Below are 23968 nucleotides of genomic sequence, written 5' to 3' on the forward strand. Positions count from 1 at the left end.
AGTAAAATTGACTCAACGTAACGGCTCGCCCTCTTTGTGTCGTAGGTGCGTGCAAACCCCATCACCCGTTCAGGAAGTTTGGCTCGCATGATCCCCGTTGCACTGCCCTCCGCCGAACTACTGCTTTACCTTGCCTTTTTCGTCGCCACGACGCTTTTCTGGTTCGGGTGGACGATAAGGCTGATGGTTCGATATATCAAAGGTCGCTGGCGCCGCCCTCTCCTCCTGCCTTACATGCTTGTCACCGCGTGTGCGCTTTTTACCCTGTGGCAGTCCGCGGCTTTTTATGTGCAGATGCGCAGCTATGAACGGGAGAGAGAGGCAAGTTATCGCCCGGAACTAGTAGAGCCGATGCGCCTTGGCCAGATCGACATGCCCAAAGGCACAAAACTCGAATTAGCCGTTGCGGATCATCGGGAATCCTTCAAACGAGCCGTGTTTCCAAGCCCTGTGCGCATGCTCGATATGGATGCCGTCGAAGTAGCCCGCTACATCGCGATTCAAACCAACGAAAAATACGAAACGGTGGGCTTCACGCCAGAGAACATGCGGCTAACCGGCCACGGCACGACGATGCAGATCGGCTGGCGGTGCAATGCGCTGCAACCGGTGGAGTTTGAGCTCAAGCCAGATGGCGGCGTATCGAGGTTCAGCACCTGTACGCTTGCTGATGGCAATGTAGTCGATGGCATCACCTTGCCCGAAGGCACCTCGCTCCGGGCTTCGACCGGCAATGTCTATGCCGATGGGTTTGTAGACTCTGACCGGTGGGTTCTCGATATGCCGGAAGGCGTACCCGTGCGTATCGATAATTTCGAGCTTGCGGATGCCAGTATTGCCCTCGACGCAGAGCGAAGGCTCTATGAAGTCAGAGGTGCGGTGCTTTCGAGCGTTGCCACACTCGCAGGGCGCCGTTATGCGGCGGCAAGCGCTATCCGCTTCAATCCGCTCCATATCCGGGAAGACTATGCGGGTGCCTGGTTGATAACCCCACCGCCGGGCGCCGACGGCTCACAGCCGATAGCGCCTAAGACCATCGTGCAGCGCAGAGACGGAAAGGTGTTGGCCACACTTACTGACTAAACGCGCGATCGTTTAACTAAATGGTTGGCCCAGCATGTGCCGGTCACCTTGCCGGGGGTGCCGAAAGGCAGAGCCGACAGCAACAGGTGCAAACCACTTGGTTTTTCTTCACTGCGAGGGCTGGTTGGCCTTGAGCAGGTGCGCCAGTTTTCCCGCAGCGCTTTTTACCTGGGCGCGGGTGAGCGCGGCAAAGCCCAAGACAAACGCTGATCCTGGTTGAAGGTTGTGACAAGAGTGGCGAAGCGGTTGCAGCTGCAGCCCGACCTGTTTCGCTGCTTCGACTAGCTGGTTTTCGTTTTGGTCTGTAGTCAGCCAGAGAATCAAATGAAAACCCGCGTGTTTACCGCTAAGGGAAACCGGGGACAGACCACGATTTTGGCTCACCTGTAATCGGACTGTCTCATATCGTGGTCTGTCCCCGTTTCCTCTCGTTAATCTGTAACCTGCGGGCAAGGGTTAAATACCTCGGTTACGTCGAGTGTTGTATGCCACGGGACGGCAGTGCCTGACACCATTCCGCCTACGGTCTGCTGTCGACCCGACTTGCGCACATATCCGCCATCCGTCCCGGTGAAGATGTGCTGCCCTGGCTTCGTCAGATAATCAAAGAAACTGACTTTCACAGGCACATTCATTTGCCCACCCGGCGTAATGACGGCGAGCATGATCGCTCGGTCTTTGGTGAATACAACGAACGGTTCGACTCCAGTGCGGCCACCAACCGTCTTCACGCACTGCACTTGTTCTGGGAGGATGCGTGCGGTTTCCGTGTAGGTGTGGTTGTTGTAGAGGCTGAGGATCAGGCCTTTGCTGGTCAACACTCCCAGGCCTTGAGTGGCTCTGCAGTTGCCTTCGCTTCCATATGGGAACAAGCACCAGTTCGTTTCCGACACGGCTTGAATATCCGATGGTGCAATTTTCAGATCGCGCTGGATTTGGGCTTTTGATTCCGGCGTGTCGTAAGGGATCATCACGCATCCACCGACTGTCACTGCTGCGATAAGGCCTATGGCCGCAGCTACGTTTTGAACTGACGATTTGAAGGTGTTCATTGTTCGCTCTCCTTGCTGTATTACCACCACTGGAAGGCTGTGGCGATTTTGGTAGCGAACCTTACGGCATGGGCGGCTACCAGTCATCCTCGTGCTTATAGCTGCATCGGTAGATGACTTGACTGGACGCTTACATTACGGTGGCGAAATCGTGGATCAATATTTCGGAAATGCCGAACCTCGCCTTCTGTTCAGATATTGGTGCCAGGCCGATCCAGATCAGGTCTTTTCGCATATCAAGGCCGGAAAAGAGCCACCATCACGTTTTTAGGATTGGCGGTGGACATTTCTTTCGATCAATGCGGTTCAGAGACTGCTATGGGTCGAATGCTGCCCCTCCTGACAGCCAAACGCGGTGATTTGCGCGCCAGTATCATTCGACACTAGGTTGAAATACATCCCCACCCCCATCGTCAGCGCGGGTTAGCGGATAACCAGGCAAGAGGCACCGACCGCTGTCGCACGACGTAATTGCGACATGACGTTCCCCGCCGTAATCACCGTTGTAGGCGACATTGGGCAACTGCTGGCGGCCAGCGCCTCTGCGACCCAGGCGTTGCAGGTATAAAACAGCGAATAGCTACCCTCGGACCGATAGAATCGGCTGTCTCCATACAGGCCAGGCCCGAGCACCGTCAAAGTGCCCGTCGCTGAGTGGGTGAAGGTCCCGGCCACGAACGCGAGCAGTCGCCGGTAGCCGTCCTCCGTCACTCGCACTTCAATGACCTCGCTTACGGCGAAACGCCGCCTGGGGTCCCCGTCAATCTTGACCGCATGCAGCACGGTTGCCGTCGACCCGAACAAGGCTCGCAGGGCGAGGCTCAACGTGGCGTGTGGGGCTCGGTAAAAGTCCTCGTCACCCCACCCGAACTCAACGAAGTCGCCGTCGCCGAAGTCTTCGGCCAGTGCGGGAAGCACCTGAAGTAGATCGGGGCGCGCAATTGCCAGCCCGGTATGCAGTCCATGATTCACCACATAGAAGGACCGCCAATCGCCACCCTCACCCCTCGGCGGGTCCGACGCGGTAGCGCAGCCGAACAGTGTCAGGATCAGGGCCAGCACTACAATGCGCATGCACAAGGGTTTGGAGGCTCACTAACGAACGTGGAAGACCCTCGCAGGGGCGGGTGCTGTATAGAAGCATAGAAGCTGGCTCGCACCATCAAGCAGGCATTCATGGACAATCGCGGCAGGCAGCCATCGGCCAATTGCCGATATTAAAAAAGGGGAACAGATTTATTTTCAGGAAATAAATCTGTTCCCCTTTTTGTCTGTCCGGTGGAATGAGGTAATACGCCAAACGACTCTCAAATTCCAAGCCCAGCATTCAAGGCTTTGGGACATTCGCCAACGCTCTCGCTGGCGAGTTGCCCGACAATTACTAATTGTCACCACCGTCAGCGCAGGGATTGTGGATTTCGAGCACGTCAATCATTTCAGTGGTACTTACGGTAGACAGACCGACAGGAATGACAGTTATCTTTTTGATTTTTTCACCGGTCGGACGCTGAAAGTTCACTTCCGGCCCGCTGTAGCTGTGCTGACCCTTGCTATGAAGATAATTAAACATGTTGGCTTTGAAGCGCGTATTGATCTCATCCCGATCTGCTTTCAGAGGGCCCAGCATATAAGCCGCATTGGCAGCGAACGCAAAAAAATACCCGTCGGCAGATGCTCCGCCAGGTACAGCTGAGCAGATCACCTCCCCAGATTTGATAATACGTGCTAGCACATACTTACCTTCGACAACATGGGCCATCACTAAGCCGTCCGGAGTAACAATGCCAATGCCCTTCTCCGGCTTACATCCCGGAGCGCTGCCGTAGGGGTGAACGCACCAGTTCATTCTTGAGGAGTCTATGATTGTAGCCAGATGCAGGTCCTGCTTCATCTGCTGCTTAGCTTCAGGTGTGTCATGAGCGATGCCTGCACAGGCGCTTATAAGTAGAGCGGTTGCTGCCATAAGTGAGATGCGAAGCATGGTCTTTCCTTCGGTTAATCTTGAGCCATGTAGGTCCTTCAGTTCGGATGATGCTATAAGCTGATCGTGCGCTGACGCCGGCACGGAGCAAAGTCTTGAACTCATTTATCCTTCTGACTTATATCTTCCAGTACGGAAGTAGTTCCTATTAATAGGATGCAGTGGATCCGCATCGCTCTTGTTCTCATAGTCATCCGACGGGCCGCCGAAAATCGGTCGAAGCCCTTCGCGCTAGGCAGCTATCGGACAGAACCGATCGGTCCTGAAGGAGAAAACAGCATTAACCGCGCTGCTTAATCATTCAGTGGCTAACCCCCGCCCAGACCGAGGACAGCCACAGAAGATGCGTTATAGATGACTTATTTGATTATTGTCCAGCCTTTGCTGTTTACATCATTCGCTTCCTTTTCGGTCATGCAGCTCAAGACCTGCATACGTTTCATGCTTAGCAGTTTTTGAGGCGTAATGCTTTGTCCGTAAATGTTCCCAAGTTTTGCACTGTTCGCCAGCGCTTCTTCAAAGTGCTTTTGAGCTTGCATTTCACAGCCATCGATATCCGCTTTGAAGCCGGTGGCTTTTGTCGGCAGCGGCATTCCCGGCTTATCGAAGCGAGTGTCTTCGTAACGCAGCTGTGCGTAGTCGATATTGGCAGATACGGAAGTCGGAGTCGTCGGAGTGGAGCAACCTGTAAGGGTCGTAATCAGAACAGCTGCCAAACAGGTGAACGATAGATAGCGTTGCATAGAGCCTCCTTGGAAAAATCTCCATCATCAAGAACGGTGATAGCTGAATCATTAAGTCGGCAGCTGTGGCGCGTTCTTGAGTGTGGCCCGTGTGAGAGGCACGCCTTCGCGACATCTCGGCCGACGAGAGCTGCCGCCCACTGGCGGATGATCCGACTCACCGTGTTCAGCTGGCTCGCCAAATAAGGGAAGCTGTTGAGAACATAAAATTCGGGCAACCCCCGATTTCCTTCCTAGCAGTAGTTAAAGCCCATTCGTTTTTTTCGCAACGAGCAAGCCCATTCAGTAGCCAGCGTTCAAATTCGATTACCGCGCTCAATCAATGCCCTCGTTTGTTTCTGCGTTCGATAATAAGCTGGATTACCGCTGCGATGCGCCACAAGGCGAGACAGTGCGCCGGGAGAGTCTTGTTTTCGGTGGCCGCTTTTGGCCGAAAGCTGCCTGTCAACATGAATACCAAAACTTCTCAAGCACAAAAAAGCCACTCATTTCTGAGTGGCTTTTTTGTGAATCTTGGAGCGGGAAACGAGACTCGCATCTAGCGTCCGACCCATTGAAGTCTAAGGGGTTTCTTTTCTTGCCGGAGCAGGAAAAGACTTGATTCTGGACTTGTTTTAAAAGCACATCAACGGGCAAGAAGGGACATCCAAACCTAAGCGTTGACGACGCTACGCGCCAACCCACATCCTGAGTGTCCGATAACACTTGGCTTTCATCGGACAGTTCCTGCTCATACGATAACCACCCATCACGCTCTTCCCACCTGATGGCCAACGCCGGAGATTTGCCGCAGGCCCGGCAGGCAGCTACATATTCAACAGAACCGTAGGATTGGACCTTCGCGATGCCGCATTTCCAATCATGCCCCTAGGATGCGCGCCAGCCGTTCCCGTGCCGTAGTCGTCAACCTTTTCACTCTCATCAGTCGAGCAATCTCAAGCGCACGGTTATGCAAGGAAGATCAATGCTGAAGGAAAAACCATTGTCACTGTTAACGACGAGCCCATACCGGCAGCGCTTCGACTTTGCGTGAACAGTTCGTTGACCCGACTGCGCAACCGAAGCCGCTCAACGTCGGGATTTCGGCGTCTGAGGCGGCGAGCGTAGTAACACGAACGAGTGACATCAAAGACTGCGCAAAGCCAATCGACCGGCTCTTGGGTACTTAACTGATCAATCAGCGTGTGCGCTCGTGCTCTTCCGACATCAAGAGCGCGGTAGCCTTTTTTAAAATGGATTTCTCCCGCTCAAGACGAGCAATACGCGCTTCCAGTTCTTGGATTTTCTGCTGCTCAGGCGTCAGCGCTTTGCTCTGCGGAGTAACGCCGCTGCGCTCCTGCTGGAGTTGGTTAACCCAGCGACGCAATGCGGACTCGACCACTCCAAGCGAACGGCTGGCTTCGGTATGGCTATAGCCTTGATCGAGCACGAGGCCTGCGGCCTCGCGTTTGAATTCAGCGGAAAAGGAACGACGTTGTTTGGTCATCAGACACCTCTATCTGGCGAGCATTCTCGCCCAAATGGGTGTCCGGTTTCATTAGACCACTACACTCTCGATCTAGCTGAGGTCGATGAAGCCACCCTTAGAAGCTATGTCTTTCGAACTGACGAGTTGTTGGGCGAGCTTCACGACGCCATGACCAGCCTGATGATCGGTGAGCTGGTAACCCAGGCTCAGCAGGGCCCGGCTATGGACGATTTTTGGCAAGGCGCAATGATGAAGGAGCCGATTTTCTATGGCACCGAGTCAGCTTACAGCTTCCAGTACCGAGATTTTTTTGCGGAGAAGCATGCCCCTGATGATGACTGGTTAGAAAGGGTCATGGGGTTCAGCAGTACCCAGGCACTGCGAGTGGCGAGTGCGATGTGTTCGTTGATGGACGCGCGAGCAACCAATGGAGTGGGATCGATCGGCGAAATCCACGTAGGAGAGATACCTACAGGCTCGGTGCTGGAGCTCTTTGAGTTTACTGCGCAGGAGGTAGCCCAGCGTTCGGGTCAGGAGCTCGCTGTCGTTCAAGCAGTTTTCAAAGCGCTAATGTTCAGTGGTGACAATGGCCAATTCAAGGAGATCGGAGATTTTAACCAGATCGCCGCAACCCCACTGCTGCCGACAGGGCGGGGCTCAGTATTGCTGTTCTCTCACTACTCGATCTACGAAGCGCTTTACGAGTCGCCTTTCTTCTGGATGAACCAGGATAAAGAATACAAGCAACAGGCATCGGACAATCGAGGTGCCTTCACCGAACAGTTCTCTCAGCGCCGCTTGGCATCCGTGTTTGGAAAAGCCAATGTCTACACGAACGTCAATCTGTTTGAGGGAAAGCGGATTGTCGCCGAGGCGGACGTGCTGGTCATCTTCGGTGACCGGATCATCATCGTTCAGGCTAAAGCCAAAAAGCTAACCCTAGCTGCTCGCAAAGGTAGCGATGGGCATATCAAGGCGGACTTCGCCGCTGCGATACAGAAGGCCTATGACCAAGGGGCTGAGTGTGCGGCTGCTATCAATTCTGGAAAATGCAGGCTCGAAGATGATCGTGGCCAGGCTGTCGTGCTTCCAGAGCAGGTTAAGGAGATCTACCCGTTTTGCGTAGTGTCCGATCACTACCCTGCGTTAGCGTTTCAAGCCAGCCAGTACCTGAAATACACCGCTGATGAGATCGTTCGCCCGCCCTTTGTGATGGACGTATTTCTGCTGGATGTACTAGCAGAGATGCTGAACACACCGTTGCGTTTTCTGAGCTATGTCCGAATGCGCCTGGAGTCGGCACAAAAGCTGATGATGGGACACGAGCTCACCGCACTTGCCTACCATCTGCGATGCAACCTCTGCCTCGATGATGAATACAACATGGTGATGCTTGAAGACTCGATCCCAGCGGATTTAGATACCGCCATGACTGTGCGGCGGGAAGGTCTTCCGGGCCAGCGAGTCCCTGAAGGCATCCTCACCAAGATGAGAGGGACGTATTACGAGCGATTGATTGAACAGATCGAACGCCGGCCTGACTCTGCGGTTCTTGAGCTGGGGTTCACTCTGCTGTCTATGGGAGAGGAATCATGTAACAAGGTTCACAAGGCTATCGAAGGCCTGACCGCCATGGCAAAGATGGATGGCAAACGCCATGACTTTGTACTTGGGATGTCTGAACCGGAGACTGGGATTGCTTCCATTGCAATCCTACACCCAGCGAGGACGCTATTAGATCCCTGGAGTTGCACTGTTCCAAACGAAAGTACGTTCAACGAGCGGCGGAGTGGTACGGAATATCTGTGGGGCTTAGGGGCGAAATCCAATTCGGCATCACACTCAGTTTCCCTTGGAAACGATCCCCTGAGATGGATGAGTTAACCAAAGACATGGAACCTTCTTCGTAACCGTTCAGGCATCCCGTCTTGCGTAACTAAGCCGGCTGCCAACGATGCGGCAACAACTCCCTGATCTCACTCGCCCGCTGCGTGGGCAGGCGAATAAGAACATCCTTCAGATAAGCATACGCATCATGCCCGTTGAGCTTGGCCGACTGGATCAAGCTCATCAGCGCAGCCGCCCGTTGACCACTGCGTAACGAACCAGCGAACAGCCAGTTTTTCCGTCCCAGCGCCCACGGCCGTATCTGATTTTCGATGTGATTGTTATCTATCGGTACCGTGCCGTCATCTAGATAACGGCTCAACGCTGTCCAGCGTTTGAGGCTGTAATCCAGGGCTTTGGTGATAGCCAAACCTTCGTGCACAAGCTCGCGCTGGGCGATCATCCAGGTATGGAAGGCGTCCATCAGGGGCGCCGCTTTTTCCTGACGTATTCGTCGTCGAACGTCCGGCTCCAAATCCCTCGCTTCGCGTTCAATTTCATATAAAGCCGCGATGTACCGCAGTGCTTGTTCGGCAAGCACGCTTTTGCCGGTAATGTGCAAATCATAGAACTTACGACGGGCATGGGCCATGCAGCCGATTTCAGTGACACCAAGCGCAAAGCTGGCTTTGTAACCGCCGTAGTCGTCGCAGACTAACTTGCCTTTCCAGTCACCCAGGAAGTTGCGGGCATATTCCCCCGACCGACCGGGACTGAAGTCGTATACCACCGCACTGATCGGTGCGGTGGTCGTCGTGGCATACCCCCAGACGTAAGCCCGGTGAGTTTTTTTCTCGCCCGGTGCGAGCATTTGCACCGGGGTTTCATCAACGTGAACCACGGTGTGTTCAAGCACCACTTCGCGCAGGGCATCGACCAGTGGCTGCAGTTGCACACCACAAACGCCGACCCAACTGGCCAATGTTGAACGAGGAATCGCCAGACCGGCACGCCCGAAGATTTGCTCCTGGCGGTACAGCGGTAAATGATCGGCGTATTTGGCGATCATCACCTGGGCCAGTAGCCCGGCGGTCGGGATGCCTTTGTCGATGACCTGCGCCGGTACCGGTGCCTGAATCAAGGTTTCGCAGTTATCGCAGACGCATTTGCCACGAACATGCCGTTCAACGCTGAACACGCCCGGCGTGTAGTCGAGCTTTTCGCTGACATCCTCGCCAATGCGTTTGAGGACGCAGCCACATTGGCATTGAGTGTTCTCGGGATCGTGATGAATCAGCGTGCGCGGAAATTCGGCAGGCAGAGCAGTACGTTTAGGTTGCTGACGAGCTGGCGATTGCACGGGCTTTGGTGCCAGGACTTCAAGCTCGGCTTCGATGGCGGCCAGGTCGGTCTCGATCAGATCGTCCAGCAGGCTTGCCTGACCAGGACTGAATGACTCGGAACGCTTGGCGAAGCGGTGACGTTTGAGCAGGGCGATTTCGTGGGTGAGCTGCTGATTCCGGGTTTTATGGTGCAGCACTTCCTTGTCGAGGCTTGCCAGCCGCGAATCAAGATGCTCAACGTGCTGAAGCAACTGCGCAGCGAGGCTGCGCAGTTGCTCGGTAGTGAGCTGATCGAGAGGAGGAGTTGGCGTCATGGCGATGACTGTGCCCGATCAGTTGATCGGTGTATGTCATCCATTTCTGTTAATGGGTACGGATCGCTCCGTCAGACCCAAGACGCTGCCAGGGAAGACCCACCACCAGAGCCTGGAGCTGCTCGGGGTTGAGCTCCATCTGGTCGCCCTGTCGATTGCTCGGCCAGGAAAACTTCCCTTGGTGCAGACGACGAGCTGCCAGCCAAACCCCAAGGCCATCGTGCACCAACACTTTCATGCGATTGCCTCGCCGATTGGCAAACAGATAGGCGCAGTGCGGCTGCGCCGCACCGAAGACAGCCACGACATGGGCGAGGGCTTTTTCGGTGCCGCTGCGCATGTCCAGCGGTTCGGTGGCCAGCCAGATTGTGTCGATACGGATCATGGGGCAAGCCCGAGAACAAAACGGGCGCAGCCCTCGGGATCGGATGAAGGCCATCGCACGGTGATGGTTTGCTCGCCAAATGGCAACTCAAGGATCGCAGAGGTTTCAGTTGGCCTTTTCGGCGCTATTTTCACCGGAACGAACGCCGGCAGCGTTGCGGGCGGTTGTTCTCGGTAAAGCGGTATCCACTTACGAATAACGTTGGCGTTGATGCCATGGCTGATGGCAACGCTGGATATGGTTGCGCCGGGTTGCAGGCATTCCTGGACGACCTGGGCTTTGAACTGTCTGGGGTAAGAGTTTCGTTGGCGCATTAAGGGCTATCGTGTCCGCTTAAAAATAGGCGGACACCATCGCCCTTAATTATGGAGCTCGGAAGGTGTGTTGGCTGTTCGCTTACCGTCCCCCGGCAACAAGGGCGAGTGCGCAATCCATTTTCGCGAGCGGGCGATCTCCAGGGCCTCTTTGAGGATCTCGGCTTCCATCGCTTTCTTGCCCAAATCCGTTGCAGTTCACGAATCTGCTTGAGCGCATCACTCCGCTCGGAGGCCGGCACCACGCTCAAGGATCTCGCGAACCATGGCGAGTTTTTGCTCAGGACTCCAGCGGCGTCGCCGCTCCTGGCCTAAAAGCTCTCCACTCTTGTCGTTGCTGTTAGTTATAAACATAACCGTTTGCCTATCCCCTATCGTAAGGGGAAACGGTGTCCGGTCTTTCATGGAGCTCGTTCAACGACCTACTCACACCTCTTAGCGAGACGGAGCCTTATAAAAGCTGGAAGCGAATCGGCGAGCTTCTGCCGCATAAGCAGAACCATATCGAAGCGATTATTTTCCAAGCATCTAATTTTTAGGAGAGAACCATAATGGCGTTATCAATTGTACGGCCAATGGCGGCCGACTCACTTCTGGCGAGAAAATCCTCGAAGTCCGTCGTTGGCATCCAGACTTAGATCCTTCCAAGTATCTCTTGATTGTGGAAAACGAGCGACTCCTGCATATCGATGGAGACGAAGATGATGAGGGTATTGCCGTCGCAATTACGCGCGTGAAGGCCGTGCTACCCTTCATCCTCGCTGACATGCAAGCGGCCTGTGCAAACTATTTTGAGGATGGCTGGCTCGCATGGGAGTTGAGTGACGTAAGGTCAATCACACATCCTGTAGTCATCCGTGCGGAACGGGGAATCTATGAGGTAGATTTCCTGCCCCCAGACAAAATCTGAACATTGAGCAAGATGTGTTAGGCAGACGCTTACGTCAGAGATGCCACGGTAAGCGTTACTCGGTCTGGATGTAGATGTACTTCATGGATCGGATACGATTATCCATCCGCTTGGGACAGCACCACTGTGGCTCAGAACACTAGAGTAGGTGTATAACACGTTCCAAAAGCCTATGTAGAGCAGGATGGGTACATAAGGGAGGCCGTGTTGAGTCAAGCCATTATAGTGTAACTCAGCTACCGTTCCGCTTCTCCGCTTTTGATGTAAAAAGTTGAGCGTCAATGGGAACTGCGGCACCTAAGATTCAATATAATGGCTACCCTTTGTAATTTAGGCTGCACTTTTCTCAATTATATTATTGCAAAGCGCAACAACTTCCGCACCGCTACTTGGCTCTAGATAAATTAAGCAAGCAGAACCTGAGCTTATACGCTCTATGATGCTATTTAAGGCCTCTTGACTTAGATAGCTTGAGGCATCTGAAAGCTCCGAGGCCCAAATCAGTTTTGTCGCAGCATCGACTTTATCGACAATTCCACCCTGGTAAACTACCAATCTAGAAACTATGTTTTGATTTGTATAATCAACCACCCTAATTAACTCGCAACCGCTCAAAATTAATTCACTCTTTTTGCCATCACTCTGTTTAAATGATAGCAAGCAGGAACCGAAGGCATCATCAGTACTTATACCTAGCAGTACCGCGTCATGGTATTGATATAAGACTTTAGTATTCATTTAATTATCTCCTGTCCAACGGTCAATTTTTGGATCAAATGGGCGGCCTGGGGCTCGTGTGGGATTACCATTTACTCCCCTTCCCCAATCATGAACATGTGGCACCCCTTGACCATGATTATGATCCCAGTCGATATCTTTGATTGGTTTCCCATCCGGCCCATACCAGCGCTCCTGGCCACTGCCCGGGTTCGTGTGTCTAGAGCCAGGCTCACCTTCATTAGGTGTCTTAGTGGGGCGCTGCTCAGACTTGTTATTAGTTTCATCTGTTTTCGTTGAGGAAACATCCTCGTTATATACTTTTCCTGCGGACCAGTTATCAGAATTTCCTAGATCGTGACTTGCAGGAGTACTTTTAAAAGCTCCACCGTCAGTGAATTCTTTACCGCTATTGTTAGCTGAATTCAAAATCGCAGACACAGATAAAGCACTAAACAAAGACATTATCGGTGCAACGAGATACGCATATCGCCCGTTAGGATCCACATACTTATAGGGATTATTGTTGGTGTAGGCATACCGGTTAAAGCTATGCAGATTATCCGTCTGGAAATCGACCGGATCGACTCCCATGAAACGGCCAACTACCGGGTCGTAATACCGAGCCCCCATGTACGACAAGCCTGTGGAGTCATCGTGGACTTTGCCGTGGTAACCGATCTTGTTACTGTTGCTGGTCGCTGACCGATTCAACTTATCGCCATAAGGTTTATAGTTTTCCTTCCACAGCAACTCGCCGGTTGCGTCGGTGGCCGCCAGCGGGCTGCCCGAAATGTCGTTGTGGAAATAGGTAACGGTGTCCGCTACCGCGACGGTGTTCAGTACGCAGGCCAGCAGCGACACACCGAGTTGTTTGCCCAGCTTTTTCAAAGCATCCATGTATCTCTCTCCCTGATCCCAGCTCATGGACTCACCCGTTGAGCGATGCGCTTGTCACCCAGATAGAAGTATTCGGTCAGGCTATTGCCATCCATCTCAATCAAGGGCTTGCCATTGGAATCGTGCATTTCGTAAACCTTGCCGCTGGCCTTGGTCACGGCACTTCGGTGGTTGAGACCGTCATAGCTGTACTCCACCTTGTTCGCTGGGTTAGCGCAATTGATGCACACGAGGTTGGGCACGTCATTGTAGGTGTAGGTAGCGCCCGAGCTGCTGGCAACGTTTCCGTAGGCATCGTAGCCAAAGGTATCAGCCCGTAGCCCCCTCACACTGCTGAGGCGATTATTGGCATCATAGCTATAAACGAGGCTGGATTGACCGAGCGTCTGAGCGGTCAAATTACCGCCGCCGTCATAGGTGATGCTACCTTGACCCCAGAAACCAGCCGCGCTGGTCAGGCGGTTGATGTTGTCGTAGCCCAACGTGCGGTTGAAACTGCTGTCGGTGGTATCGCTGATCGAAGCCAGGTTGCCGACGCCGTCATAGGTGTAGCTATTGTTGAGGTAGACGCCGGCTGTAGCGGCTTTCTGGGTAGTGAAGCTGGTCGGCCACAGACGTGCATTTTGGCCATAGCTAGAGGTGGTGCCGGCGCTTCAGTAAGTTTGGTGAGGCAACCGCTGGTTTGCCACCAGACTTTCCTGGTCGCCGCCGATACCCAGTCTGAGAACGCAAACCTTCAAGGCGCATCAGCCTAGCCACACGATGACGGCCACAGTTCTCGCCAACCTCGCGCAGGTCATCATGGATCTTGCGATAGCCATAAACACCTCCGCTTTCCAGCCAGGAATGCTTGATCAAGCCGAGCAGTCGTTGATCGTCCTTGGCTCGTGCAGACTTTGGTTCGGATAGCCACGCGTAGTAGCCGCTGGGATGAATCTTCAGCGTCAGGCAAAGCCGTCGAATGGAGTAGTCACCCGCAAGCTGCTTAATAACGGCGTACTTCAGCCGCACTCCTTGGCAAAGTACGCGGCGGCCTTTTTTAAGATGTCTCGCTCCTCCGTCACCCGTTTTAACTCAGCACGTAGACGGCGAAGCTCAGCACTCTGATCGTCCTCCTGGACGCGCTGCTTCTGGGGCTTGGTGTAGCGCTTAATCCAGGCATAGAGGCTGTGCACGGACACACCCAATCGCGCAGCCACCTCCGAGACAGGAAGCTGCTTTTCGGTCACTTGGCTGACCGCCTGGATTTTGAATTCTTCGGGATAACGCTGGTTGCTCATGGCACCTCCTAATGGGCCTCATTTTAAGGCTTGGGGGTGTCTACGAAACTAGGGGCGATTCAGTCGACCATTTATCAATCGACAGATTTGACTTCTCTACTCCTTCATTCAAGTCTAGTCTTGAAAGCGCATTACCGCTCGACGTCACACGCCATCCCGCTAAATTCGAGGACCACGATGAGACTGCACGAGTTCATCCTGAAGCATATCGAATCGATTTTGTCGGCTTGGGAAAGCTTTGCGCGCACTGTGGACACGGCGGTACCTGCCATGGATTCCAAAGGGTTGAGGAATCATTCCGAGCATATTCTGAGAACGGTAGCGCGCGACATGCAAAGCCCTCAGACCGAGCGACAGCAGATCGCCAAATCGCTTGGCCATGGACCGATTTCGCCAGGGGTTTCGCCTGCACAGACGCATGCGATGACGCGGTTCGCGGCGGGCTTTTCCATGGATCAGATGGTTTCCGAATACCGCGCTTTGCGCTCCAGTGTGCTCAGGCTTTGGCTGGCAGCGCAGAGGATTGATGATGAGCATGATGTACAAGACATCATCCGCTTTAATGAATCGATAGATCAGGCACTCATGGAGTCAATTGCAACCTATGGCAAGGCTGTCGAGCACACCCATACAAAGGTGCTGGGTGTGTTAGGTCATGACCTCCGTTCTCCGCTTGGCGCGGTATTGATGGCCAGTGACTTGCTGCGTGAAAGTGCCGATGCGACTGATAGGGACAGGAAGCTGGCCATGCAGATTAACGCGAGTGTTCGGCGAGCGAATCGAATGGTCGGTGATTTGCTGGATCTAGCCCGCTGCAATCTCGGCTCTGGTATACCCGTGAATCCGGAGCTGATAGATCTCAGTATGATTTGCGCTTCTGTAGTGGAGGAATTGCGCACGGGATTTGCTCACGCGAAGATCATCACCAAAATTAGCGGTCGAGTGACGGGCAAGTATGATTCGTCGCGCATGGAGCAGGTCTTTACCAACCTAATCGGCAATGCCGTCCGACACGGCGATTCATCTCAGCCTATTTACGTGACGTTAACCCAGGATGATGATTACTCGTTGTTCAGCGTACAAAATCACGGCGAACTGATACCTGCTCATGTGATACCCCATCTTTTTGATCCCAATGCGCGTTACTCAAGCTACGCGGCCACTGAAAAAGGCTCCACCGCTGGCCTGGGGCTGGGACTGTTCATCGCATCGGAAATCGTAAGCGTTCGGCAAAGTCACCTTCCAGATCCCGTCAATAAGAAAGATGGTGTCCAACATTTCGGCGTCGGACACCTCGCAATGCTTTATTTTAAGCGGCCATTTTTTCACACGCGCCCGCGCACGCTATGCAAGCCTTTGAGCAGTTTTGGCAATGATCCGCGTCATGCTTGCCGCACTCATCAGCGCAGGCGCGGCAGACTTTTGCGCAAAGCCCACAAAACTCAGCTGCAACTGGACTTTCACGTGCCATCAACGCGGCGGCAAGCCCGCACATATCCGCGCAATCCCTATCCAGCTGAATACATTTTGCCATCATTTGGACGTCCTGCTCGCCCAGACAGGCAGAGGCACAGGCCTCACAGGTTAGAGCACATTTCGTGCATTCTGAGATGCATGCTTCAAAGTTGGCGTTCATAAAAATCTCCAATATCGTTGGTCGATTCTGAAGTCCCTATCGGGCCTTTTACTCCAAGGGACATAGAATTGACCTGCTATGGGACGCCGCCGTTGCAAGAAAATAATTACATTTCTGTCAGCAGCGATCAGCGAAGATGCGGGCACAGAGCAGGCTCGCATCCATTGATGTAGAAGCAGTTGCTCGATCTCACTGGCCCGCTGCGTCGGCAGCCGCGCGAGCGCGTCCGCGAGATAATCGTACGGATCATGCCCATTCATGCGTGCCGACTGGATCAAACTCATGATCGCCGCCGCCCGCTTACCGCTGTGCAGCGACCCCGCAAACAACCAGTTCGACCGCCCAAGCGCCCACGGCCTGATTAAGTTCTCGGTCTGGTTGTTGTCGATGGGCACAGCACCATCTTCCAGATGGCGCGTCAGCGCTACCCAGCGTTTAAGGCTGTAATCCAAGGCCTTGGCCGTAGCCGAGCCTCTCAAAAGCTTGCCGTAGCATCGCACCAACCATGTCGAACAGCGGGCGCCTCGCGGTCTTGAAGGCGATTACTTCGCCGTTATAGAGGTCAAGGATCGGCGAGAGATAAAGCTTCTGCCCCCCGACCCGAAACTCCGTCACATCGGTTAACCGTGGCGCTACGCCCAGCTTCTGTTTCACTGCGCTCATGTCCGTCTCAACATGGTCGGTCACTTTGAAACCATTGGCTTCCAGGTGCGCGATCCATTTCTTGCAGCAACCGCAGTTCGCGTCCCGGTGAACGTCGATGGACAATGGCTCGGCAGCGTAGGCCGCCGAGGTCACCAGCAGCCCAGCGATAGCGGCTAGACGAACGAGTATCCGGTTAGTTGGCAGGAGTGTGTTCCTTACCGTCTTTGTGAACATGCGTTTTTGGCGACGATTGCGGGTGGGCATCCGAATGGGCTTCGGCCGCATTGTGGTCACCGTGATGATCTGCCGCTTGAGCGGGGCCTGCGGGTGCAGCTCCATGGTCGTGATCGCCATGCTCGGCATTACCGCTTACGCCGTGCTGACCCTCATGGTTATGCATATCGCTTTCACCGCCGCCGTGCTGGTGGCCACCGCTCGTGGCCACCAAAGCCTTGTACTGCTCCGGATTCATTTGGGGCACTTGATCCAGGAACGCGACGATTCCCCAGATGTACTCGTCACCCATGCTCTTGCCCCAAGCGGGCATGCCGGTGGCTTTGATACCGTGTTTGATCGTCCAGAATGCGGCGGCCGGATCGCCTCCGACACCCACCTTGGTGAGGTCAGGTGGCGACGGGTATAGCGCTTGGCTTAGTTCAGTCTTCTCAACGCCTGGGGCGAGGTGGCACCCAATGCACATGGCGTTGTAATTGCCTGCTCCTGCCTTGATCAACGCGGCGTCCTTGAGGTCAGGCACTTCAATGTCTCGCGCTCGAACCTCTATCGACCGGTCGCGAGCCATGGCGAGAAACGAATGAACAGCCGGAAAGTGAGGATCATCGGCTCCGACATTCACCAAGCCGAAATACGCCGTGCCCAAAACCGCAGCACTTCCGACAGCACCGGCCACGAGCAGCGTTGCAATTGTTCTTTTCATGTTGGAATTCTCAGAACCACATCCGGATACCGGCAACGAAGCGTGCCTCATTAACATCTCCACCCTCGTCTCGGATGAAGTCAGCGGTGTTGCCGTAGGAGCGGCTCCAGGTCACGCCTATATACGGGGCAAACTGGCGGATAATTTCATACCGTAGACGCAGCCCGACTTCGGTATTGGCCAGACCCGAGCCAACACCGCGCTCAGGATCGTTCTTGCCATAGAAGTTCGCCTCGGCCGTGGGCTGCAAAATTAAGCGATTGGTCAGCAGGATGTCGTATTCTCCCTCAAGACGCGCAGCAGTCTGGCCGTTCTCGCCGATGAACGCCGTGGCTTCGGCCTCGAAGTCATACAAGGCCATGCCCTGAATACCAAAGGCTGCCCAGGTCTGGGGTGATTCCGGTTTGAAATCCTGACGGACTCCGGCGACCACATCCCACCAGGGACTGACCGCGCGCCCGTACAGCAATTGCAGCTCAGCGTCTTCGGTTAACCCATTTGTGCGCTCGCCTTCCGAACGAACCCAGAGTCGATTGATGTCGCCGCCTATCCAGCCTGATGCGTCCCAGGCCAGGGTGCTGCCCTCATCGGAGTCCTGGTATTCGAGCTGGTCCAACAGGAAGAAGCTATTGATTCCGCTGTCGTGCACCTGGTGGCCACCCAAAGGCGGAAAGGCTGCCTCGCGGTCGGCATCAGTGAGCACTGGAATCGGCGTGCGGCTCGTTGTGGTTGGAGAAGTCGCTGAACCATGGTTCATCTGGGAATGGTCCATGCCCTTCATCGAACCGTGATCCATGCCCTTCATGTTTCCATGGTCCATCTTGCTATGGTCCACCGGGCTGGATTTGCTCTGGCTTTGAGCATGCCCCATCTGGCTGTGATCAACAGGGGCAGTCTGTTTCTGCTGTTTGCTAACCACCATCTTGCTGTGATCCATCGCCGGCATCGCTTCGGACGGAGCAGCATCCATTTGCATGGAACCGTGCCCCATTTTCGAATGATCCATGCCCGAGTGATCCATTTCTTCAGCGGCGAAGCTGGGCGTTACGCCCAGCATGCCGATTGAAACAGTCAGGGCCAGCAGCGAAGGCCGCCCAAAGCTATTGGCCATCTTTCCCTGCCTTAGCTTTGTCGCTGCCATGCGATTCCATCATTTTGTCGTGGTCCATGCCTTCCATCGAGCCATGGTCCATCCCCTTCATCGAGCCGTGATCCATACCTTCCATGGAACCATGGTCCATGCCTTCATGGTTCATCCCCTGGCCCTGCTTGTCCTGCGAGCCTTTGGCTTTGCCTGCCTCGGTGGATTTCTGGGAGTGCTGATCATGGTTGTCGCTGGACCACGACGCCGGGGCATAAACAGCCAGCATGCCTACCATCGCAGCAGAAAAGAAAAAGGCGCTTCGTTTCATTGGTTTGCTCATCTCAGATCTCCAGTTCATTCGTCCACACGGACTTCTCGGAACATGCCCATTTCCATGTGGAACAGTAGGTGACAGTGATAGGCCCAACGTCCCAAGGCACCTGCGGTGACGCGATAGCTTCGTTTTGAGCCAGGTGGCATGTCGATAGTGTGCTTGCGAACCATGAAGTTGCCGTTCTCGTCCTCCAGATCACTCCACATACCGTGGAGATGGATGGGGTGAGTCATCATGGTGTCGTTGACCAAGGTGATGCGAAGACGCTCGCCATATTTCAATCGCAGCGGTTCAGCGTCGGAGAATTTGATACCGTCGAACGACCACGCGAACTTCTCCATGTGGCCGGTAAGGTGCAGTTCGATTGTGCGTCCAGGCTCTCGACCATCGGGATCGATGAAGGTGCTCCGCAAATCGGCGTAGGTCAGTACTCGGCGCCCGTTGTTGCGCAGGCCGATTCCCGGATCGTTCAGCTTCGGGGTCGGCGACATGGTCTGCATATCGACCAACGGGTTGTTGGTCTCGGAAGCTGGATGGCTCTGCATTGCACCGCTCATGCCGGCCATGCCCTCATGACCCATCCCAGCCATCTTGCTGTGATCCATGCCGGCCATGCTGCCATGGTCCAGCCCAGCCATCTTGCTATGGTCCATGCCAGCCATGCTGCCGTGATCCATTCCGCCCATGCTGCCGTGGTCCATGCCCATGTCGCTCATAGCGATGATCGGGCGCGGATCTACCTCCGGCACGGGCGCTTGCAAGCCTTCACGAACTGCCAGGGTGCCTCGGGAGTACCCGGTACGGTCCATGGACTGCGCGAAGATCGTATAGGCCTGCTCGTTTTCAGGTTCGACGATGACATCGTAGGTTTCCGCAACGGCGATCCGAAACTCATCGACCGATACGGGTTTGACGTACTGGCCGTCGGCAGCCACAACCGTCATCTTGAGCCCAGGAATCCGGACATCGAAATAGGTCATGGCCGAGCCGTTGATAAAGCGCAGGCGGATTTTCTCGCCGGGCTTGAAGATTCCCGTCCAGTTGCCGTTCGGAGCCTGGCCGTTCATGAGGTAGGTGTAGGTATACCCGCTCACATCAGCGAGGTCGGTGGGGCTCATCTTCATTTCAGCCCACATCTTCCGATCCGCTACAGCGGCCGACCAGCCTTTCTCGCTCACATCGTCAACGAAGTCGCCAACTGTGCGCTTGTGGAAGTTGTAGTAGTCGGATTGCTTCTTGAGTTTGGAGAGCACCTGCGCCGGGTCTTCATCCGTCCAATCGCTGAGCATGACGACGTAATCACGGTCATATACAAACGGCTCCGGATCCTTGGCATCGATCACCAAAGCCCCATAGACCCCGGACTGTTCTTGGAAGCCTGAGTGACTGTGATACCAGTAAGTACCGTTCTGGTGGACCTTGAACTTGTATTCGTACATGCCATCGGGAGCGATGCCGTGGAAGCTCAAGCCCGGCACACCGTCCATGTTGGCGGGCAAGATGATGCCGTGCCAGTGAATGGAGGTGTCCTGTTTCAACCGGTTGCGTACGCGCAGCGTCACGGTGTCGCCTTCGCGCCATCGCAGGATCGGCCCTGGCACTGAGCCGTTGATGGCCATGGCCGTACGAGCTGCACCCGTGATGTTGACGGGCAGCTCACCGATGTACAGATCGAAGTCCGTGCCGCTCAGCACGTTCGGTTGGCCAGGGCTGGTCACGGCCCAGACCGGCGCGCGCCACATGCCGAGCCCACCCAGAAGTCCGGTAGCGGCCAGGCCTTTGACGAAAGATCGTCTCGTGGTTTTGCTTTGCATGCCGTTGCGTCCAGTCAGGTAGATCGCTGATATCCAGGCTGCTCGATGGCGCAGCCCTTGGGTTCATTGGAGCTCTCACCAGTCTCGTAGACTTTCGCCACAGCGCGAGGCTGATGAGAGGCCGTAGTCTGAAACTGCCATAATTCAGATTCCGGGGTAATTACATTTTCTGTAAGCTCGGATCAGCAGTTTTCGTGGCCCGCGTGCTTACTGGGCTGGGCGGCGACTGGCGCCTGCTCTTTCTTCTCCTGCGCAACCTGGTAGGCCTGCATGGAGCTTTGGCGAGCCGCTTCCATCCGCGCAAAAGCCCGGTCCGCGCCGCCCTCTGCCAGGGCGATGCCTGCCATGCCGAAGGTAACGACCATCAAAATTGCTTTGACCATGTTCATCTGGAGATCCTCAGTGGGTTCTGCGCCTCATGGCGTCAGGTACAGGGTCAAGTTAGCCTCGCGGTGCTGTCAGAAAACTGATCTCGACATTACTTTTCCGTCAGCTTCTGGTGGGGCGTCTTTTTTCCTGCAAACTGGAGATGCACCCCGCATGGATGAGAGCAGATGAAATTACTCGTAGCCGAAGATGAGCCGAAAACCGGTGTCTACCTCCAGCAAGGCCTGACAGAAGCTGGCTTCACCGTTGACCGGGTGATGTCAGGCACTGACGCCCTGCAACAGGCACAGAGCGAAGCGTATGACTTGCTGATCCTCGACGTGATGATGCCGGGGCTCGACGGCTGGGAGGTCCTGCGCAAGATCCGTGCAGCGGGTCAGGATGTGCCGGTCCTTTTCTTGACGGCCCGAGACGGCGTAGACGACCGCGTGAAAGGTTTGGAGCTGGGCGCTGATGATTACCTGGTGAAGCCCTTTGCGTTCTCGGAGCTGCTGGCTCGGGTTCGCACGTTGCTGCGCAGAGGCAACGGTGGTTCTGCTCAAACCACCATGAAGATGGCAGACCTTGAGGTAGACCTGCTCAAGCGTCGAGCTACGCGAAACGGCAAGCGGATCGACCTTACTGCGAAGGAGTTTTCCCTGTTGGAGCTGCTCATGCGCCGACGCGGCGAGGTGCTCCCCAAGTCGCTGATCGCTTCTCAGGTCTGGGACATGAATTTCGACAGTGACACCAACGTGATCGAGGTCGCGATTCGTCGACTGCGGGCCAAGATTGATGACGACTTCGCGCCAAAGCTCATCCATACCGCCCGAGGCATGGGCTACATGATGGATGTGTCCGAGTGATGCGACCGCAATCATCGCTCGTCAAGCGACTGACCCTGATGTTCATGTTCGCGGTGACTGCTGTCCTGATGGTTGCTGGCGTGGCTTTCTATGGACTCAGCCAGCACCATTTCCGGATGCTAGATGAGCAGGCGCTTTCCGAAAAGCTGGAGTCAACGCGTCATATCCTGTCCATCTCAGCAGCGCGAGGCGGGCTAGACGATCAGGAGCAGCAGCTGCGGGCATTGCTCGGCGCACATCAAGATCTGTCGGTGAAAATCACCAAGGCTGACGGAACGGTCCTTTTTTCAGACCCCAAAGCCTCCCAAATTCCTCAGGGGTTCGAGCAGGCGCATCGGGGTGCGGTCTGGGAATGGCAGGATGAATCGCAGAACTTCCGCGGCATTACCGCCCAGCTGACCATGACAGGCGAGCCTGAACCAGTGACTGCCGTGCTGATGCTCAATGTCACCACTCACGCCCATTTCTTTGTCACCCTGCAATGGTGGTTCGGCATCGGCTTGGTGATCAGCGCGATTGTGAGCGCAGGCTTGGGCTGGGTCGTGGCCAAGAGTGGGCTTCGGCCTGTTGGGCAAATCACCAAAGTGGCGACCGGGATGTCGGCAAGATCACTCCGCGAGCGCATTCCCCTGGAGCCCGTACCGCTAGAGCTTCAGGAGCTCATCCTGTCTTTCAACGGGATGCTGGGACGATTGGAGGATGCATTCGTTCGGTTGTCCAACTTCTCTGCCGATATCGCTCACGAGTTGAGAACGCCGGTCAGCAACCTACTGACCCATACCGAAGTGGTGCTCACCAAGAAGCGTGGCCTGGATGCCTATGAGGAAAACCTCTATTCGAACCTTGAAGACCTCAAGCGCATGTCGCGCATGATCGACGACATGCTTTTCCTCGCCAAGGCGGATAACGGTCTGATCGTGCCTGAGCAGATTGATGTGGAGCTCTCCGAGCTCGTATCCAAGCTGTTCGAGTACTATCAGTTCCTGGCTGAGGACCGTGGCATTCAGCTGACCCTCAAAGGTCGTGGCAAGGTTCGTGGCGATCGCCTGATGATTGACCGAGCGCTTTCCAACCTTTTATCGAACGCGTTGCGCTACACCCCGGAAGGCAATGAGATATCAGTGCAGATCGAGCAAACACCTGAAACCGTGACGCTTTCCGTGCGTAACAGCGGGGTAACCATCGATCCCCAGCACATTGCCAAGATCTTCGACCGGTTCTATCGAGCAGATCCAGCCAGGCGAGAAGGCGGGCCGAGCAATGCTGGCCTGGGTCTGTCGATAACACGCTCCATCATTGAGGCTCACAGCGGACGAATCTGGTGTACTTCGTCGGAGGGTGTCACAACTTTTCTCATCAGCCTCCAAGCCTCCAAGCGGTTGGTCGGTGCAGCCCCAACCCCTTAATGCTGAATTCAAGAATACATCTTGTAATGCCTGCCTTGTGCGCTGGCCTGAGAATACTGCGCATGAGCCTGCCTGGAAGAAACAGGACGTATCAATGATGGCCGACTGCATCAAGGCGGACAGGGATTGCGCAGAGATGTGCAAGCTTGCGGCTACCTTGATGGCACGAGAAAGCATACTCGCCAAAGCCCATTATGCGCTGTGCGCCAGGATTTTCCGCGCTTCCGGGGAGGAGTGCGGTGAGCATAAGGCAGACCACTGTCAGCATTGCGCAGAGGCCTGGATGGCCTATGCAGCATCCTGCGAAGCAATGGCTGCGTAGGCGTATTTCGCCCAGGAGACGGGTAGACCGCTCATGACGAGCATGCTCTCTGGCGGAGCCTAGCTTGGGCAGCTAGCTAACCAACGGCGCTGCCTTATGGATATTGTTACAAAGAAGCCCGCCTCGGCGGCGGGCTATCAGATGTCTCCAAGGGAAGGCTGTAGGCCAACAAGTCTCGGAGCAAGCACTCGTAGGATACGCCTCTTGGCTCACACCTACCAGCCAGCTTCGGCGGAAGCGT

22 protein-coding genes and 7 pseudogenes are annotated in these 23968 nt (G+C 55.0%); 6 read left to right on the top strand and 23 right to left on the bottom strand.

What is annotated here, in order from left to right; all coding sequences use genetic code 11:
* Positions 1–87: 87 nt before the first annotated feature.
* The gene (locus J3P81_RS14440; protein WP_434559367.1) at positions 88–1083 is read left to right on the top strand and encodes a hypothetical protein; all 996 of its coding nucleotides are present in this window, start codon (positions 88–90) and stop codon (positions 1081–1083) included.
* A 108-nt stretch (positions 1084–1191) separates the two neighbouring features.
* On the opposite strand, the gene J3P81_RS14445 is transcribed toward J3P81_RS14440, so the two are convergent.
* The 6 genes and pseudogenes from J3P81_RS14445 to J3P81_RS14470 form a co-directional block, all read right to left on the bottom strand.
* Positions 1192–1467: a hypothetical protein gene (locus J3P81_RS14445; RefSeq protein WP_434559369.1), complete on the bottom strand. Its 276-nt coding sequence runs from the start codon at positions 1465–1467 to the stop codon at positions 1192–1194.
* Between the two features lie 47 nt (positions 1468–1514).
* Positions 1515–2135, bottom strand: a complete 621-nt coding sequence (locus J3P81_RS14450; RefSeq protein WP_434559371.1) for a hypothetical protein — start codon at positions 2133–2135, stop codon at positions 1515–1517.
* Between the two features lie 423 nt (positions 2136–2558).
* Complete coding sequence (locus tag J3P81_RS14455) at positions 2559–3197, bottom strand: DUF2459 domain-containing protein (protein ID WP_434559373.1); 639 nt, start codon at positions 3195–3197, stop codon at positions 2559–2561.
* A 319-nt stretch (positions 3198–3516) separates the two neighbouring features.
* On the bottom strand, positions 3517–4116 hold the full coding sequence (locus J3P81_RS14460) for a hypothetical protein (RefSeq protein WP_434559375.1): 600 nt from the start codon (positions 4114–4116) through the stop codon (positions 3517–3519).
* Between the two features lie 359 nt (positions 4117–4475).
* Positions 4476–4859 carry a hypothetical protein gene (locus J3P81_RS14465; RefSeq protein ID WP_434559377.1) on the bottom strand — a complete coding sequence of 128 codons (384 nt, stop codon included), beginning with the start codon at positions 4857–4859 and terminating at the stop codon, positions 4476–4478.
* Between the two features lie 998 nt (positions 4860–5857).
* A pseudogene (locus J3P81_RS14470) lies at positions 5858–6345 on the bottom strand (transposase); the annotation flags it as partial.
* On the opposite strand from J3P81_RS14470, the gene J3P81_RS14475 reads away from it, so the two are divergent.
* Positions 6334–8211 carry a preprotein translocase gene (locus J3P81_RS14475; protein ID WP_434559379.1) on the top strand — a complete coding sequence of 626 codons (1878 nt, stop codon included), beginning with the start codon at positions 6334–6336 and terminating at the stop codon, positions 8209–8211. The pseudogene J3P81_RS14470 and the gene J3P81_RS14475 overlap by 12 nt on opposite strands.
* Positions 8212–8263: 52 nt before the next feature.
* Here J3P81_RS14475 and tnpC read toward each other — a convergent pair whose 3' ends face one another.
* The 8 genes and pseudogenes from tnpC to J3P81_RS14515 all read right to left on the bottom strand — a co-directional run.
* Positions 8264–9811 (bottom strand): IS66 family transposase, encoded by a 1548-nt coding sequence (gene tnpC / locus J3P81_RS14480; protein WP_434559381.1) that lies wholly within the window; start codon positions 9809–9811, stop codon positions 8264–8266.
* A 49-nt stretch (positions 9812–9860) separates the two neighbouring features.
* A complete protein-coding gene (tnpB, locus tag J3P81_RS14485) occupies positions 9861–10196 on the bottom strand; it encodes an IS66 family insertion sequence element accessory protein TnpB (RefSeq protein ID WP_434559383.1) in 336 nt (111 codons plus the stop codon).
* Positions 10193–10510: an IS66-like element accessory protein TnpA gene (gene tnpA, locus J3P81_RS14490; protein ID WP_434559385.1), complete on the bottom strand. Its 318-nt coding sequence runs from the start codon at positions 10508–10510 to the stop codon at positions 10193–10195. Before tnpA ends, tnpB begins: the two co-directional genes overlap by 4 nt.
* Before the next feature lie 85 nt (positions 10511–10595).
* Positions 10596–10864, bottom strand: a pseudogene (locus J3P81_RS14495) (IS3 family transposase); the annotation flags it as partial.
* An 886-nt stretch (positions 10865–11750) separates the two neighbouring features.
* Positions 11751–12158 (bottom strand): hypothetical protein, encoded by a 408-nt coding sequence (locus J3P81_RS14500; RefSeq protein WP_434559387.1) that lies wholly within the window; start codon positions 12156–12158, stop codon positions 11751–11753.
* On the bottom strand, positions 12159–13037 hold the full coding sequence (locus tag J3P81_RS14505) for an RHS repeat-associated core domain-containing protein (protein ID WP_434559389.1): 879 nt from the start codon (positions 13035–13037) through the stop codon (positions 12159–12161).
* Between the two features lie 23 nt (positions 13038–13060).
* Complete coding sequence (locus tag J3P81_RS14510; RefSeq protein WP_434559391.1) at positions 13061–13519, bottom strand: hypothetical protein; 459 nt, start codon at positions 13517–13519, stop codon at positions 13061–13063.
* Between the two features lie 163 nt (positions 13520–13682).
* A pseudogene (locus J3P81_RS14515) lies at positions 13683–14317 on the bottom strand (IS3 family transposase); the annotation flags it as partial.
* Between the two features lie 687 nt (positions 14318–15004).
* On the opposite strand from J3P81_RS14515, the pseudogene J3P81_RS14520 reads away from it, so the two are divergent.
* Positions 15005–15481 (top strand): annotated as a pseudogene (locus tag J3P81_RS14520) (sensor histidine kinase); the annotation flags it as partial.
* Positions 15482–15626: 145 nt separating this feature from the next.
* On the opposite strand, the gene J3P81_RS14525 reads toward J3P81_RS14520, so the two are convergent.
* The 9 genes and pseudogenes from J3P81_RS14525 to J3P81_RS14565 all read right to left on the bottom strand — a co-directional run bounded on the left by J3P81_RS14525 (position 15627) and on the right by J3P81_RS14565 (position 21156).
* Complete coding sequence (locus J3P81_RS14525; RefSeq protein ID WP_434564118.1) at positions 15627–15953, bottom strand: four-helix bundle copper-binding protein; 327 nt, start codon at positions 15951–15953, stop codon at positions 15627–15629.
* A gap of 158 nt (positions 15954–16111) precedes the next feature.
* Positions 16112–16429, bottom strand: a pseudogene (locus tag J3P81_RS14530) (IS66 family transposase); the annotation flags it as partial.
* Positions 16422–16577: pseudogene (locus J3P81_RS14535) on the bottom strand (IS3 family transposase); the annotation flags it as partial. The pseudogenes J3P81_RS14530 and J3P81_RS14535, both read right to left, overlap by 8 nt.
* Positions 16578–16586: 9 nt before the next feature.
* Positions 16587–16802 (bottom strand): annotated as a pseudogene (locus J3P81_RS14540) (DUF411 domain-containing protein); the annotation flags it as partial.
* Positions 16792–17535 (bottom strand): c-type cytochrome, encoded by a 744-nt coding sequence (locus tag J3P81_RS14545; protein ID WP_434559393.1) that lies wholly within the window; start codon positions 17533–17535, stop codon positions 16792–16794. The gene J3P81_RS14545 and the pseudogene J3P81_RS14540, both read right to left, overlap by 11 nt.
* A gap of 10 nt (positions 17536–17545) precedes the next feature.
* Entirely contained in the window at positions 17546–18646 is a 1101-nt protein-coding gene (locus J3P81_RS14550) for a copper resistance protein B (protein ID WP_434559395.1), read from the bottom strand.
* The gene (locus J3P81_RS14555) at positions 18636–18959 is read right to left on the bottom strand and encodes a hypothetical protein (protein WP_434559397.1); all 324 of its coding nucleotides are present in this window, start codon (positions 18957–18959) and stop codon (positions 18636–18638) included. Before J3P81_RS14555 ends, J3P81_RS14550 begins: the two co-directional genes overlap by 11 nt.
* 14 nt (positions 18960–18973) lie before the next feature.
* On the bottom strand, positions 18974–20767 hold the full coding sequence (locus tag J3P81_RS14560; protein ID WP_434559399.1) for a copper resistance system multicopper oxidase: 1794 nt from the start codon (positions 20765–20767) through the stop codon (positions 18974–18976).
* Between the two features lie 182 nt (positions 20768–20949).
* Positions 20950–21156 (bottom strand): co-regulatory protein PtrA N-terminal domain-containing protein, encoded by a 207-nt coding sequence (locus J3P81_RS14565; protein ID WP_434559401.1) that lies wholly within the window; start codon positions 21154–21156, stop codon positions 20950–20952.
* A gap of 165 nt (positions 21157–21321) precedes the next feature.
* On the opposite strand from J3P81_RS14565, the gene J3P81_RS14570 reads away from it, so the two are divergent.
* The 3 genes from J3P81_RS14570 to J3P81_RS14580 all read left to right on the top strand — a co-directional run bounded on the left by J3P81_RS14570 (position 21322) and on the right by J3P81_RS14580 (position 23727).
* Positions 21322–21999 carry a heavy metal response regulator transcription factor gene (locus tag J3P81_RS14570; protein ID WP_434559403.1) on the top strand — a complete coding sequence of 226 codons (678 nt, stop codon included), beginning with the start codon at positions 21322–21324 and terminating at the stop codon, positions 21997–21999.
* Positions 21999–23405 carry a heavy metal sensor histidine kinase gene (locus J3P81_RS14575; RefSeq protein WP_434564119.1) on the top strand — a complete coding sequence of 469 codons (1407 nt, stop codon included), beginning with the start codon at positions 21999–22001 and terminating at the stop codon, positions 23403–23405. The genes J3P81_RS14570 and J3P81_RS14575 overlap by 1 nt, the downstream gene beginning before the upstream one ends.
* Positions 23406–23502: 97 nt before the next feature.
* Entirely contained in the window at positions 23503–23727 is a 225-nt protein-coding gene (locus J3P81_RS14580) for a ferredoxin (protein ID WP_434564120.1), read from the top strand.
* The last annotated feature ends 241 nt before the right edge of the window (positions 23728–23968 follow it).

The sequence above is a fragment of the Pseudomonas sp. R1-6 genome (assembly GCF_051132115.1).
GTDB lineage: Bacteria > Pseudomonadota > Gammaproteobacteria > Pseudomonadales > Pseudomonadaceae > Aquipseudomonas.